The organism is Weissella sp. ESL1156 (assembly GCF_058505625.1).
This window is the reverse complement of sequence record NZ_CP196372.1, coordinates 1056355-1070961: the sequence shown is the minus strand read 5'-3', so window position 1 is coordinate 1070961 and position 14607 is coordinate 1056355. Positions and strand designations below refer to the sequence as shown.

The 14607-nt window shown below is 36.1% G+C and carries 16 protein-coding genes and 2 pseudogenes; 16 read left to right on the top strand and 2 right to left on the bottom strand.

Features of this window, described 5'->3' with window-relative positions:
* Positions 1-21: 21 nt before the first annotated feature.
* From ACSKY2_RS05375 to ACSKY2_RS05340, 8 genes are all read left to right on the top strand, one after another.
* On the top strand, positions 22-864 hold the full coding sequence (locus ACSKY2_RS05375; protein WP_489877044.1) for an energy-coupling factor ABC transporter ATP-binding protein: 843 nt from the start codon (positions 22-24) through the stop codon (positions 862-864).
* A complete protein-coding gene (locus ACSKY2_RS05370) occupies positions 840-1709 on the top strand; it encodes an energy-coupling factor transporter ATPase (RefSeq protein WP_489877043.1) in 870 nt (289 codons plus the stop codon). Before ACSKY2_RS05375 ends, ACSKY2_RS05370 begins: the two co-directional genes overlap by 25 nt.
* Positions 1699-2502, top strand: coding sequence for an energy-coupling factor transporter transmembrane component T family protein (locus tag ACSKY2_RS05365; RefSeq protein ID WP_489877042.1), 804 nt, complete (start codon positions 1699-1701; stop codon positions 2500-2502). Before ACSKY2_RS05370 ends, ACSKY2_RS05365 begins: the two co-directional genes overlap by 11 nt.
* Positions 2503-2516: 14 nt before the next feature.
* Positions 2517-3266, top strand: coding sequence for a tRNA pseudouridine(38-40) synthase TruA (gene truA / locus ACSKY2_RS05360; RefSeq protein WP_489840764.1), 750 nt, complete (start codon positions 2517-2519; stop codon positions 3264-3266).
* 157 nt (positions 3267-3423) lie between these two features.
* Positions 3424-3867, top strand: coding sequence for a 50S ribosomal protein L13 (gene rplM, locus ACSKY2_RS05355; RefSeq protein WP_002827909.1), 444 nt, complete (start codon positions 3424-3426; stop codon positions 3865-3867).
* Between the two features lie 26 nt (positions 3868-3893).
* Positions 3894-4286, top strand: coding sequence for a 30S ribosomal protein S9 (gene rpsI, locus ACSKY2_RS05350; protein ID WP_002827907.1), 393 nt, complete (start codon positions 3894-3896; stop codon positions 4284-4286).
* A gap of 190 nt (positions 4287-4476) precedes the next feature.
* Entirely contained in the window at positions 4477-4842 is a 366-nt protein-coding gene (locus ACSKY2_RS05345; protein WP_489877041.1) for a hypothetical protein, read from the top strand.
* A gap of 157 nt (positions 4843-4999) precedes the next feature.
* Positions 5000-5287: a hypothetical protein gene (locus ACSKY2_RS05340; protein WP_491737211.1), complete on the top strand. Its 288-nt coding sequence runs from the start codon at positions 5000-5002 to the stop codon at positions 5285-5287.
* 317 nt (positions 5288-5604) lie between these two features.
* On the opposite strand, the gene ACSKY2_RS05335 is transcribed toward ACSKY2_RS05340, so the two are convergent.
* On the bottom strand, positions 5605-5784 hold the full coding sequence (locus ACSKY2_RS05335; protein ID WP_491737210.1) for a hypothetical protein: 180 nt from the start codon (positions 5782-5784) through the stop codon (positions 5605-5607).
* 683 nt (positions 5785-6467) lie between these two features.
* Between ACSKY2_RS05335 and ACSKY2_RS05330 the strand changes: the two genes are divergently transcribed.
* From ACSKY2_RS05330 to ACSKY2_RS05305, 6 genes and pseudogenes are all read left to right on the top strand, one after another.
* Positions 6468-7619 (top strand): ArgE/DapE family deacylase, encoded by a 1152-nt coding sequence (locus ACSKY2_RS05330; protein ID WP_489877038.1) that lies wholly within the window; start codon positions 6468-6470, stop codon positions 7617-7619.
* Between the two features lie 87 nt (positions 7620-7706).
* Positions 7707-8348 carry a hypothetical protein gene (locus tag ACSKY2_RS05325; RefSeq protein ID WP_489877037.1) on the top strand — a complete coding sequence of 214 codons (642 nt, stop codon included), beginning with the start codon at positions 7707-7709 and terminating at the stop codon, positions 8346-8348.
* A gap of 53 nt (positions 8349-8401) precedes the next feature.
* Positions 8402-8770 carry a DUF2255 family protein gene (locus ACSKY2_RS05320; RefSeq protein ID WP_489840769.1) on the top strand — a complete coding sequence of 123 codons (369 nt, stop codon included), beginning with the start codon at positions 8402-8404 and terminating at the stop codon, positions 8768-8770.
* A 396-nt stretch (positions 8771-9166) separates the two neighbouring features.
* Complete coding sequence (locus ACSKY2_RS05315) at positions 9167-9457, top strand: hypothetical protein (RefSeq protein WP_489877036.1); 291 nt, start codon at positions 9167-9169, stop codon at positions 9455-9457.
* Positions 9417-10451: pseudogene (locus ACSKY2_RS05310) on the top strand (peptide ABC transporter substrate-binding protein); the annotation flags it as partial. The gene ACSKY2_RS05315 and the pseudogene ACSKY2_RS05310, both read left to right, overlap by 41 nt.
* A gap of 42 nt (positions 10452-10493) precedes the next feature.
* Positions 10494-11012 (top strand): annotated as a pseudogene (locus ACSKY2_RS05305) (M42 family peptidase); the annotation flags it as partial.
* A 113-nt stretch (positions 11013-11125) separates the two neighbouring features.
* On the opposite strand, the gene ACSKY2_RS05300 reads toward ACSKY2_RS05305, so the two are convergent.
* On the bottom strand, positions 11126-12118 hold the full coding sequence (locus tag ACSKY2_RS05300; protein WP_489877035.1) for a LacI family DNA-binding transcriptional regulator: 993 nt from the start codon (positions 12116-12118) through the stop codon (positions 11126-11128).
* A 433-nt stretch (positions 12119-12551) separates the two neighbouring features.
* Between ACSKY2_RS05300 and ACSKY2_RS05295 the strand changes: the two genes are divergently transcribed.
* Together ACSKY2_RS05295 and ACSKY2_RS05290 are read left to right on the top strand one after the other, a co-directional pair.
* A complete protein-coding gene (locus ACSKY2_RS05295) occupies positions 12552-13301 on the top strand; it encodes a sugar phosphate isomerase/epimerase family protein (protein ID WP_489840773.1) in 750 nt (249 codons plus the stop codon).
* A 1-nt stretch (position 13302) separates the two neighbouring features.
* Positions 13303-14598, top strand: a complete 1296-nt coding sequence (locus tag ACSKY2_RS05290) for a gluconate:proton symporter (protein ID WP_489877034.1) — start codon at positions 13303-13305, stop codon at positions 14596-14598.
* Positions 14599-14607: the final 9 nt, after the last annotated feature.

Here is a 14607-nt window from a genome sequence, read left to right as displayed (position 1 = left end):
AAATACAAAGGGGGCGCAGACATGACGCCAATTATTTCGTTGTCGCATGTGACTTACGCATATCCAAATAGTGATGTACCTGCCTTACGTGATTTGTCATTGACAATCAATCAAGGTGAGTGGGTGGCGATTATCGGACACAATGGTTCTGGTAAATCAACATTTGCAAAATTATTAAACTACTTATTAGCACCAACAGCTGGTGAAATTAAAATTAATGATGTGATTGCTAATGAAGACAACATGTGGACGATTCGTGACATGGTTGGCATGGTTTTTCAAAATCCGGATAATCAATTTGTTGGGGCAACTGTTGCGGATGATGTTGCATTTGGGATGGAAAATCGTGGGGTGCCACGTGATGAAATGATAAAACGAGTGGATGCAGCGCTGGCAGAAGTTCAGATGAAGCCATTTGCTGATCGTGAACCAGCGCGTCTCTCTGGTGGACAAAAGCAACGTGTCGCGATTGCTTCCGTATTGGCGCTACAACCTAAAATTTTAATTTTAGATGAAGCAACAGCAATGCTTGATCCAAATGGGCGTCGTGAGATGTTAGCTTTAGTACGTGAGTTGAAAGAACATATGGGTAATGATTTAACAGTTATTTCGATTACACATGATATTGATGAGGCAGCGAGTGCCGATCGGGTCATCGTTATTAATGATGGCGAGCTCGTTGAAACAGGGTTACCAGCGGAAATTTTTGCAAATGCTGCACAATTACGTCGCTTTGGCTTAGCGGTGCCGTTTGCTGAACAATTAAAAGAACAATTACGTGAACGTGGTATTACCGTGCCAAATGAGTATTTGACAACAGAAGGGTTGGTGACATGGTTATGGCAATCAATTTCGACCAAGTAGGATTTACATATCAGCCTAATACACCATTTGCGACCCCTGGTTTGCATGACGTTTCGTTTGAAATGCCTGAGGGTAAATTTACGGCAGTGATTGGGCACACTGGTTCTGGTAAATCAACAATGGTACAACATTTAGATGGCTTGGTGTTACCAACGACAGGTCAGGTAACGGTTGGTAAGCAAGTTGTGACAGCTGATACAAAATTGAAAGAACTAAATAATATGCGAGCACATATTGGGTTAGTGTTTCAATTTCCAGAAGCTCAATTATTTGAACAAACTGTTATAAAAGACGTTATGTTTGGTCCTAAAAATTTTGGTGCATCTGAAGAAGCTGCTCGTGCTGCTGCTGAAGTGGCTTTGGAAAAAGTTGGTATTGCTTCTGAACTATATGAACGTTCACCGTTTGAATTATCAGGTGGTCAGATGCGGCGAGTTGCTATCGCTGGTGTCCTTGCTATGGAACCAGATTTATTGATTTTGGATGAACCGACTGCTGGCTTAGATCCACAAGGACAACGAGAATTAATGACCTTGTTCACAGATTTACAGCATGAACGACAAATAACAGTTGTTTTGATTACTCATCAAATGGAATATGTGGCACAGTATGCTGATCATGTTGTGGTTTTTGAACATGGTACAGTGGTCAAATCAGGGACACCGGCAGAAATCTTTGCTGATGAACAGTGGTTACACGAGAAACAATTAGATGTACCTGCAGCAAAGCAATTTGCAGATGCATTAGCGACAAAGGGTATTGTATTACATGATGTCTTAGATATTAATCAATTAGCAGATCAGTTAGCGGTACAATTAAGCAAGGAGGTGGATAATGTTCAGTAATATGATTATTGGGCGTTATATGCCTGGACATTCGTGGATTCATCGGCTTGATGCCCGTACAAAATTAGTGTTGAGCATTGCTTTTATCTTTGTGGTCTTCTTTGCAAATAATGTCATTGGCTATCTTTTAGCTGCAGTGTTTACCTTATTTGCTATTATGCTAACAGGACTCGGCGTAGGGGTGTTTATACGGGGTGTACGTCCATTGATTTTATTGATGCTGATTACCACGTTATTGCAACTATTTTTCGTGCAAACTGGGGATGTGTTGGTTCATTGGGCGTTTATAACGATCACAACAGACGGTGTTATCAACAGTATTGTGGTATTTGTCCGTTTTATGTTGATTATTATGTTTTCAACGATCTTGACCTTGACCACGCAACCTTTGGCAGTAGCTGATGGGATGGAAAGTTTGTTAAAACCCTTTAAAAAAATTGGGTTACCAGTTTCTGAATTGGCGCTAATGCTATCAATTGCTTTACGATTTGTGCCAACATTGATGGACGAAGCACAAAGTATTATGAATGCGCAACGTGCACGTGGTGTGCGATTTAATGAAGGCGGTCTGATGGCACGTATAAAATCATTTGTGCCATTGTTAATTCCATTATTTGTGAATGCGATTAAACGAGCAATTGAGCTGGGAGATGCAATGGAAGCGCGTGGTTATCGTGGTGGTGACCAACGAACAAAATATCGTGTGTTAACATGGCATACGCAAGATACGATTGCCATTATTGGATTTATCATCTTTACTGTTGCTTTGATTGCAACACGTTGGATGATGTAGAAAGGATTTTAAACATGCCACGTTATAAAGCAACCATTGCTTATGATGGGACGGACTTCTTTGGCTGGCAGGTCCAACCAAATAAAAGGACAGTACAGGCTGAAATGGAATTAGTCGTTAATAAAATGGCAAAACATCCTGCTGAACATATTCGAGTACAAGGTTCTGGCAGAACTGATGCTCGTGTGCATGCAAAAGGTCAAGTCGCTCATTTTGATTTACCATTTGATATTCCAGCTGATGCTGTACGTAAGGGTTTGTCAACGATGTTGCCCTATGATATTGGCATTAAAAAAGTTGAAAAGGTTAGTGATGATTTTCATGCACAATTCAATGCGCATGATAAAACATACTTTTATCGTTTTTCGACGAGTGAATATATTGACCCATTTAAACGTAACTACACAGGTCATTGGCATCGGCGTTTAAAGCCGGAACTTATGCAACAAGCGATTGGTGACTATGTTGGTGAACACGACTGGTTGAGTTTTGTCGCTTCAGGTTATCAACAAAAAACGACCGTTCGCACAGTTTATTCAGCAAAAATGTGGGTCAAACCAGAGATTGAAGAAATTTGGTTTGAATTTTCAGGTAATGGCTTTTTGTATAATCAAATTCGTATTATGGTTGGTGTTTTATTAGAGATTGGTAATGGTGTGCGACCAGTAAATGACATTCAACGGTTATTTGCGGTTAAAGATCGGCAACAGGCCCAATTCACAGCACCTGCCCAAGGCTTATATTTAATGGACGTTAAATATTAAAAAAGATGAAAGATGTCAAGGACATTTCATTGACTATTCTTAAAAAACAAGATAATATAGAACTCGGTATTGTTTACCAACCACAAATGGGAATGTCCTGGTACGACTTTTTAATTATTGGTAAAGTAAACAAACAGAAAACTGGAGGAAATTTTCCATGCGTACAACTTATATGGCAAAGCCAGGTGAGATCGATCGCAAGTGGTACGTCGTTGATGCAACTGATATTGCATTGGGACGTTTGTCAACTGTCGTAGCATCAATCTTGCGTGGTAAGAACAAGCCAACTTACACACCAAACATCGATACTGGTGATAACGTTATCGTTATCAATGCTGGTAAAGTCGCTTTGACTGGTAAGAAGGCCACTGATAAGATTTATTACCACCACTCAAATCACCCAGGTGGTTTGAAGATGCGTCAAGCAGGTGACTTGCGCGAGAAGAACCCACAACGTTTGATCGAACTTTCAGTTCAAGGTATGTTGCCAAAGGGTACTCTTGGTCACCAACAAGCTTTGAAGCTACATGTGTTTGCTGGTTCAGAGCACACACACGCAGCTCAAAACCCTGAAGTGTTGGATATCACCAACCTTATTTAATTTAACGAAAGGAGAATAGTTTAATCATGGCTCAAGTACAATACTCTGGAACTGGCCGTCGTAAGAACTCTGTTGCCCGTGTACGTTTAGTACCTGGTAATGGTGCAATCACGATCAATGGTCGTTCAGCAGAACAATACATTCCTTTCGCTAACTTGCGTGAGGTTATGGTGCAACCATTTAACGTCACTGAAACTCTAGGAAACTATGATGTTTTGGTTAATGTTGATGGTGGTGGTTTCTCAGGTCAAGCTGGTGCAATCCGTCACGGTATCGCCCGTGCCCTATTGACTGTTGATCCTGACTTCCGCGCTTCATTAAAGAAGGCTGGTCTACTTACTCGTGACCCTCGTAAGAAGGAACGTAAGAAGCCAGGTCTTAAGAAAGCTCGTAAGGCTTCACAATTCTCAAAGCGTTAATATCTACTAGTACACTTTGCTGGGTTGTTAAAGATCCAAATAACAAAATGACTCCCAAGTTGGTTTTAGCCGGCTTGGGATTTTTTTTGTTATTGGTTTAGTTCTTATAAAGAATAAATATAACAGTGATATAATTAATATACATAGAAGAACAAGTAATGCAATGATTTTTTAGAAAGAGGGATGTTTGTTGAAAAAGAAGATATATATTTTTTTAGATGATTTTGTACCTTTGATGTATATAGTGGGTTATTTATGTTATATTCTTGTGGGTTATCAAGCAATTGTTTCGTTTCCATATTATGGGCCGAATGAGTTGCTAGATTTATCTTATACACTTCTTTTTGGTTATACATTGATTCAAGTAGCTAAAAAAACGATTGCTGAGAATGATGTGACGATAACATCCAAACCTAAAGACGATATTTCTGATGATGTTTTGCCTTATATAGCAAGTGAAATTATGTTACATGAGGAACTAGAAGAGAAAGAAGCATTAGAAGAGACTAGAGAAGAGGGTTTAGATGATTCAGATGGGAATGGTTCATCTTATTAATTAGTAAAATATAGATATGTAAGGGCAATTCTATGGGTAAAGGGGCTTGGATTGGGTTGATGGTCGCGCAAGTATAGGTAATATGGCTGTTACTGATTACTACTTTGTCATGGTGATTAGTATACCAATACACCAGGTGGTGAAATATAAGTCTAGGATGAAAAGAATCCAAGTCGACATGTCTTTCCAATCTATACAATCGGTGGAGTTGCATTTATTACCTTGCAAGATGGTTCTACTGGGCGTCAAGACGATATCTATTGATTCAATAGAGAATGGTTATGGTCAAAAGGCAGATTTAACAATGCCAATTACCAATTATATTATTGATGATAATGGTAAAGTTCATGAACTAAAAGTTGATGATGGTAAATCACATGGATTTAATTCTGATCATTGTATAACAAGATACTGCTGCACAAAAGTAATTGCAGAATCTGATTAGTGCGTATAAATGATTTATTCAAAGGTAATATGATATTGCATGAGACTAAGATAAAAGTAAGAAAAATATGTTGAAATGCAGCGTTATTTTTTTGTGATCTCAAAGGTCTAACCAGATACACAGATTATTAGTCACTACCACTAAGTAATAGATACGTACAAGACACCATCGAATTTCATGTATGTTTTTAAACTTAGTGTTTTTTATTATCCGGATATTTCTATGTTAACCAGACTTCTGTTTTTCGTAAATTTATTTTTGGGGAATTATCATATGATAATTAAAGTAAAATGTGTTATTGAATCACTTTTCTAATATTAGGTAGTAATAACTGAGTCCATTGCATAATGGTTAAATTGATAGTTTTCCAAAATTGACTGAAAATCATCAAATGCCCGATGACGTTGTGAATTTAAAACAGTTTGATAAACTTCATAGGTCTGTTTGAAATCAGGAGAACTGTCGAAGACCAATTTTAAAGCATCTTGTGGGTACATAAATTCATTAATCTCTCTAAACCAGCGTGCTTGTTGAAAGTTCAAACGATTTTTGTCTGTAATAAATAAATATCAATTTTTCTTTTAGCAGTTTATAGAGACGACTTTTATGATTCGCCAATCTACGTTGTAAATTTAATATGCGTATTTTGAACAGCTTTTAAATCCAATTGAATAATGTGGAAAAGAGCAAAATAAAAAGCGTGTAATTTTTATTTCACGCTTAAAAGTATAGAGTCCCAATAGATATATTTTTAGTGTTTTGTGGATAAAAAATCTAAATTATACAAGATAATAATAGTGATTTATGAATTGTATCATTTTTTTAATTTCCTTGCAAAACCTCACCAAATCGAGTACCATTTTTATTAAATAACAATTAAAAATATACGTTGAAGGGTAGAGTAATTTTTAACTAACTTGTACAGAGAAGGTTGGTTGTTGAGAAAACCACAAGTGAGTGAAAACGAAAATGAACTTGGAGTACTAATAGTTATGCAAGTAGCTATTACGGATAGACACGTTATCGTCATAACTTATAAAGTATATAAGTTGCTAAGGTACTTTTTGTGAGAAAAGTACAAATTTAAGGTGGTACAGTGAAGCTTTCACCCTTTTGTTCAAAGGGTGTGGAAGCTTTTTTTATTGTTTTTAATTATAAATATTAGGGGATGTATTTTATCATGGAAAAAGCAGAGAAAATCAAAATTTTACAAGATTTAGTTAATATTAATACAGTCAATGGTCATGAAATTGTAGTTGCAAAGTATTTACAGAAGTTGTTGGAAAATCATGGTATTGTAGTCAGCGTTGATGAATTTGATGATAATCGGGCGAACCTACAAGCATCAATTGGAAATCAAAATGCTGATGCTAAGACACTGGTTTTTTCAGGACATCAAGATACGGTATCAATTGATGACGAATCAGCATGGGAACATGGACCATTTGAAGCTTATATTGATGGTGATAAGTTGTATGGTCGTGGTGCAGCGGACATGAAAAGTGGTCTTGCTGCTGAAGTGATTGCATTAATCGAACTGCATGAAAATCCTGACGTAAATTTGAATGGTACGCTACGCTTGATTGTGACAGCAGGTGAAGAGTATGGTGCACAAGGGGCATATCGTTTAAATGAGCAACACGCAATTGATGATGCAGATGCCTTGGTAATTGGTGAAGCAACGGACGGACAAATTATTTATGCACATTCAGGCAGTTTTAATTATCGTATCAAGAGTTCTGGTAAAGCAGCACATAGTTCAACACCTGATCGTGGCATCAACGCTATCCAGGGATTAGTAAACTATATTAACGTAGAAAAAGATTTATTTAATGATGCACCAGAAGATCCGTATCTAGGTAAAGTACAGCATAGTATTACTGTTATTCGTGGGGGTGAACAGGTTAATACAATCCCTGCACAAGCTGAATTACAGGGAAATATTCGGCCAACAGAAGCGTTTAATAATGCGAAAGTTATTTCGCGTATTCAAACAACAATCGATCAGTTGAATAAATTATATGATGCCAAACTTGAATTAGAAATTATTCATAATTTTGAGGCTGTTGAAACACAAAAGGATAACGATTTTGTCCAAATTGTGCAACAAGCAGCACAGACGGCTTTTGACGATCGTCAAGTGGGATTAACCATTATGAATGGTGCGACTGACGCAAGTGTCTTTGTGAAAAATAATGTTGGTCTACCAACGGTTATTCTTGGACCTGATGGGGATACGGTCACTCATCAGTTGAATGAGTACACAACGATTAGTAGTTATTTGCGTTTGATTGATGCTTATCAAGGAATTGCTCGTAATTTTTTGAAGTAAATGAATGAGTAGATTTTTTATGACAGGTGCTTTTATTCACCATTTTTTATATAATGAATTGATTGATATTAGAAACAGGTGGATTTTTTGATAAAGAAACATATTAGAAAACCAATTCGGTTTGGGTTTATTTTGGGAATTGTTATTAGTGTTTTAGTAGCATGTGGTGTCGTGTTGATTTCACATCAAGTGAGTAACCAACATAGTAAAAACGAGTTAACACCTCAGACGAAAACGGTATCTCAGAAGACTTTAACTGTCAGATCTTTGACAAAAGAGAAGAAAATAGTCATGGTCAATTTAGGGTTATCTGAAATTTTAAATGAGAGACGGGCGACAAAGTTATTTGGTCAAAATATTTTTGGTACGAATCGTCAAAAAATTATGCAAGCTTCGTTTGACGCCGAATTAGGTGTAGATGGTAAGCATGTTAAAATAACAGCAATCGGTAATAATACTTATAAAATAGCGATTAAAAAGTTTATTTTTATTGGTTACAATAATCCTAAGTTTAAAGTATTGGACGAACATAATGGTATCTTTAGTTCATTTACGACGAATATTAGTGAAACAGATATGATTAATAAAGTATTAGATACAAAATCAAAACAGCAATATGTTGTTAAATACAATGATTTGTTGAAGCAATCAACCAAGGAATTCTATCAAAATATTGTTACTGCAACTAACCCAAAAGCGAAGTTAATATTTGAATTTCCTAAAAAGTAATTAATAGTTGAATATGATTTAAATGGTTTATACTGTAGTTGTGGAGGGATAATATGACTTGGAATAAAGAACAATTAGCATATTTTAAAGATCATGATGATTTTCATATTGCACCATTCCGTGCTAACGGGGTAGCAGGAACACCGACTTGGATTTGGTCTGTTGTTGTGGACGGACGTTTATTTGTCCGCGCTTATAATGGTGCAAATTCATCATGGTATCAGAGTGCAATGGCGCAACAAGAAGGAAATATTGTATCAAATGAGGAACGTTTGGATGTTACTTTTCAATCAGAAAATGATCCAGCAGTTTTGGATAAAATTGACGAGGCATATCATTTAAAGTACGATCCTAGTCCATATGTTGCACCAATGCTTACAGAAAAAACAAGACATGCAACGGTTGAAGTTTTGCCTAAGTAAAAAATGACTATATGTAGAATCGCTTGTTAAATAAATTTTTAAGTGTCACCCGGTAGTTAAAGTAAACATTTAACTGCTGGGTATTTTTGTAGCGGTAAAGTTCAATATAAGATAAGCATTGCACTGAAAATACGGCTTATTGATGTGTTATTTGCAATATGAGTTAATTTATTAGTTATTTTGAAAATGTTGGCGGCAACAAAGCGTTTTTTTAAATTATTCTAATCATTTGTTAATAAAAATCAAGAATGACTATTTTTTATAAGCTTTATGCTTGTTTAATTTTTAAGTCCAATTTATACTTTAACTAATTACTTTATAATCGAATTTTAATTTTATAATAAAGTAACCTACAAAATGATGCTTTTATAGTGGGATACATAAAGGGGTAAGTTCATGACAACAAAATATTTCGGGATGAAATCTGCGGTGGCATTGTCCATTTTGATTGGTGGTATAGGCGTTACCAGTCAAACTGTGCATGCAAAAACATCTCAGGTTATTAGTACATATTCAAACACTGAAATTTCATCATTGGATACAGCTAAAGCAACTGAGACAAATGGATTTACACAATTAGATAATGTCACAGAAGGTTTGTATGTTTATGATAGCAATGGGAATCCCAAAAAGGCTTTAGCACAGAATACGAAGATTTCGGCTGATAAAAAAACTTATACGAATTGATATTCGTCAAGGGGCTAAATGGAGTAATGGCGATACGATTACTGCTAATGATTTTGTTTATGCTTGGCGACGTGCGGTTAATCCCAAAACAGCGAGTGAGTATGCGTACTTGTTCGACAATATTGAGAATGCTAAAGACATTGAAAACGGGACAAAAAATCCTAGTGAATTAGGAGTCAAAGCAACTGGTAAGTATAAGTTACAAATTCAGCTAGTGGCACCTCAATCATATTTCAAAATGATTCTGGCACGAGAAACGTTAGCACCATTGAATCAAAAATTTGTGGAACAACAAGGTAGTAAGTATGGTACTGCTTCAAAGACGACGTTGTACAACGGTCCTTTTGTCAGCAAGGGTTGGTCAGGCTCAACGACGCAATGGACATTGAACAAAAATCCATATTACTGGGACAAGAAGCATGTTAAGTTAAGTAAGATTAATTATTCGGTGATTAAGGATCCGTCAATAGCATATAATTTGTATCAAACAAAGAAGTTAGATCAAATGACTTTGATTGGAGAACAAGCGCAAAAACTATCAAAACATAAAGATGTTATTAAACGTCAATTAGCAGCAACTTCTTATTTGCAATACAATTTAAAGAGTGACTCTGGTGTCTCAAATACCAAAATTCGTCAGGCTATTTCGTTATCAATTAATCGTAAGCAATTAACAACGCGTATTTTGAAGAATGGATCACAACCCGCAAATGGCTTTGTTCCTAGAAAGTTAGCGACTGATCATAAGACTAATAAGGACTTCTACCAAGTATCAAAGGTTGCTAATACGACAAATTACAATCCAAAATTAGCTAAGAAGTTATTCGCGCAAGGATTGAAAGAATTAGGTAAGGATAAACTCAATGTGAAAATTATTACATCTGATGTGAGTTCATCTGAGCAAGTTGCCGTCTTTGTACAAGATCAATTAAAGAAAAATTTGTCCAAGTTACATGTTACTTTGCAAAAGGTACCAGCAAAGAGTCGTATTGAAACAGTTAATGCGGGCAATTACGATATTTCATTCCAAGGCTGGTCAGCTGCTTTAGTAGATGTTTTAGATCAAATTCATGATGATAACCTTAATGTTGATGTGGCTGTTGCTTTGTCAACTCAAGAAGAAGTTGGGACACGTGGTGCTAAAGTTACTGCCAATAAAATATCACCGGATTTAGCCATTGTTTTTGAGGGATGCCCGTGTGATGATACATTCGAAGAAGAGTGGTTAATTCAAACGGGATTGAAGCGTGGTCCAATGCTACGAGATATGGATACATCATTTATTGCTAATCCATTATTCGAGGAATATGCTGCTAAAATTGCTGATGAACATCATATACCATACACACGTTCTGTCAGGACCGGTGGTAGTGTCAACGGGGCACCTATTCAATACTGAAATGGGGCCCCAACGATTGTCATTGGGATTCCAGTTCGTTATGAACATACAGCCTATAACTGGACATCTTTAGATGATTTCCAACATGCCGTTGCTTTAACAGTTGAAATTCTAAAAGATTTAGATGCTGCCAAGATTGCCAAATTCTTTGGTTGATCGTTAAAAAAGCAGTGGGACAATCGCTAAAAATTAAATCGAGGATTCAAAAAAAGCTATCTCTATTTCAGATGAAAGGAGATAGCTTTTTTGCGTGTTGTTGGTTAAATCATTTACAAAATTTTTGCTGGCACAACGATTTTCTGATTGTCGATAGTTTCATGATTTAATTGTTTGAACATTAATTCAGCGGAAATGCTCCCAATGAGAAACGGATTTTGTGTAATTAATTTTGAACCTGGATTAATTGCATGGGCGGTATTCGTATCAGCGAATCCTGTAACCGTCACATTTTTATTATCAATCAGACCGTCAAACGTTAATAATGGTACAAATTCTAAGAACCAACGTTCCTTTAGCGAGAAAATCAAAGTCTTCTCGTTATTTTTTTTAATCAATGTTTGAATTTCTTTATAAATTTTCTTTTTGTTATAAGAATCTTCAGGTATTTCAACCATATCAATATTAGGCATGACGGACTGAATACCAAGAAAACGGTCTCGTCGGGTTGAAATGCTATCAATAGGTGATGTTAGAACAATGACATGTGAATACCCTTCATCTTTAAACATTTGTGTAGCAGTTTTCGCACTTTCATAGTTATCAGTTAATACTTGGGGCCAGATAGATGTATCAAGATTACGATCTACAATGACGATCGGCGTATCAGTATACATTTCAGAAAAAATATGTGACATAGTTGTGATATTTGGTTGGAAAATAATACCATCAAAATTATATGTACTGGTTGTTTTAATTATCTGGCTTTCCTTTTCATTACTCGCATTACTATCAAAAAGGACAGCTATATATCCTTTAGATTCTAAGAAGGAGCTGGCCCCTTTAAACAATTCTGTAGAGAAGTAGTCATCAATGTTTGACACGATGACGGCAATTAACTTACTTGAATTGGTCACCATTTGTCGGGCAGCAGCGTTTGGGATATAGTGTAATTTTTCAATTGCTTTTTTGATTGTTAAGGCTGTACCATTGGACATTTTATCTAAATTACCATTTAAGAATCGTGAAACAGTCGTGGTAGAAACACCTGCCAAATGAGCGACATCTTTCATATTCGCTTTTCTTTTCTTTTTTTCGTCGACCATCGGTTTCCTCCGTTACTTTTATTAAACGTTATTATAAATCAATTATAAAATACGATCTAAAAAGATGTTTTTAATGATATAAAGATATCACAATTTATAGCAATGTTGTGGAGAAAATATACTTTTTTTTAAAACGTAAAAGTATTGAAAAAAGATGAAACAATTGTTTCTATCCTGAATATAGTACACCTTATTAGGGCAACGTTACACCAAAATAAATATTTTTACATAAATCTAACTAGGAAAGGTTTATTTAAAGCAAATAAAGCGCTTGCAAAAATTAGGGGTAACGTTTAACATAGTGGTTGTAAGGAAAACGTTACACCAGCAAGGGGAGGAATAGCCTATGGCATGATGAATTAGCGTATTTAATAGTGAATGAGGGTTAGAAGATAAATTTATATTAGTTAAATAGACGATAATGGGGGTTATCATGACAGTAATTTTAAATACATGGATTTTTGAAAAAGACGTTAAGCAAGGTGTTAGCCAAGTACAACTTGTTGATCGTGTTAAGGCATTAGGTGCTGATGGTATTGAAGTTCGGCGTGAATACTTCAAAGATTTAGACAAAGAACTTGCACAAGTTGGGGAAAGTGCTCGTGAAGCTGGTCTAATCGTTAACTACAGTGTCCCAGATGTTGTCTTTTCTGAAGATGGTTCTGTTAATCCAAAGTTAATGGACTACTTCAAAGAAGGTGAAATTCTAGGTATTTCAAAGATTAAATTTAACACAGGCCATTTTGATAAGTTTGATGGTGATTTACAAGCAGCCTTTCGTAAGTTCCCATTAAATAAGATCGAAATGAATGTTGAAAATGACCAAACGATTCTGAGTGGTAAAGTTGCACCAATTAAGACGTTCTTAGATGCAGCTCATAAAGTTGGTTATACAGGTATTGGTTATGTTTATGATCTTGGTAATTGGGCATTTACGCATGGTGATGCCATTGCGAGTGCGGATGCGTTACGTGAATCAACAAATTATATTCATTTAAAGAATACAGTTAATGTTGATGGTGAATTAAGCACTTCAGATGATTTAGATAAGGGGATTTACGATTGGCGTGACATTTTGACACACTTACCACATAATGTGTCATTTGCTTTGGAATATCCAATGGATACAGATGAACAAATCAAGCAACAAATTCAGTTATTGAAAGCCGAGATAGGTGACTAAAATGAGTTCAACTATCATTTCAATACTATTATTAATATCTTTTGCAATCTTTATTTTCTACATTTTAAAAGGTGGAAACTTAGTCATTGGATTCTTTGTCATGGCTATCCTGTGGTCAATTATTGGTTTGGTACCATTTAATACAGCCATTCAAAAAGTTTTTGCTGAACCAGCATTGAATTATGGTCCAACGATTATTTATATCGTATTTGGTTCATGGTTTGGTCGCGTATTGGTTGATAGTGGGATTGCACCTGCTATTTCTGAAGCAACTAATAAGGTAGGAAAAAAGAAGCCATTAATTGCAGCAATTCTAGTTATTATCGTAACCGCCTTTATCTTCGTTAGTGCTTACGGTGTTGGCTCTGTTATTGCAATTGGTGTTATCTTGCTACCAATTCTATTATCTGTTGGTGTGCCTCGTGAAATTGCTTTAACAGCTTTCTCATTGGCAATTGGGGCACCAATGTATGTCAACGTTGTTTTGTATAACCAAATTAAAGCATTCTTCCCCCATGCAGTTTATGGTGGTAAATACTTACAATTTGGATGGACTGCTGCATTAGTCCAATTGGCGATTGTTATTATTTTCTTAGTTTTGATGAGAAAAAAGTTTAAGCCACAAGACGCAGAGAAAAACTTAAAGATTATCGGTGCTAACTTCAGTGAAAGTGGCGAGACGGTTAAGAAAGTGCCTTATATCGCTTACGTTGTGCCAGTTATTCCAGTTGCAATGAACATGTTATTCAAGTGGGATGCGATTCCATCACTTGTCCTATCTGTTATCGTTGCCATGCTCTTAACTGGTAAGATGAAGAGCTATAAGGAAACAGTCAACTTCATTAATAGTACTGTTGCACAAGCAATTAGTGATATTTCAGGTTTGATTATTTTCTTAATGGCCTTAATCATGTTCAGTGGTGCTGCAACGTTAAATGCACAACACTTCGAACCATTATTTAATGCCATTTTGCCACATAGTCATTTGATTTTGGCCATCGCACTTGGTGTATTAGCACCATTAGCTTTGTTCCGTGGCCCACTACATGTTTGGGGTGCCGGTGCAGCAACAGCAGCCGTTTTGTCAGGTACCGGATTATTCAATGATGCATTCTTACTACCATTGCTTTACGTACCAACTTTGATGGCTGTTTCAACAGATATCACACAATCATGGAACGTTTGGGGATTAGATTACATGAAGGTTAAGTCGAAGGACTTCTTGAAGTATGGTGTTCCAGTGATGTGGCTAGTTTCAATCATCAACGAAGTGCTAGTATACGTATTCTTTGGTTAATTAAAATAA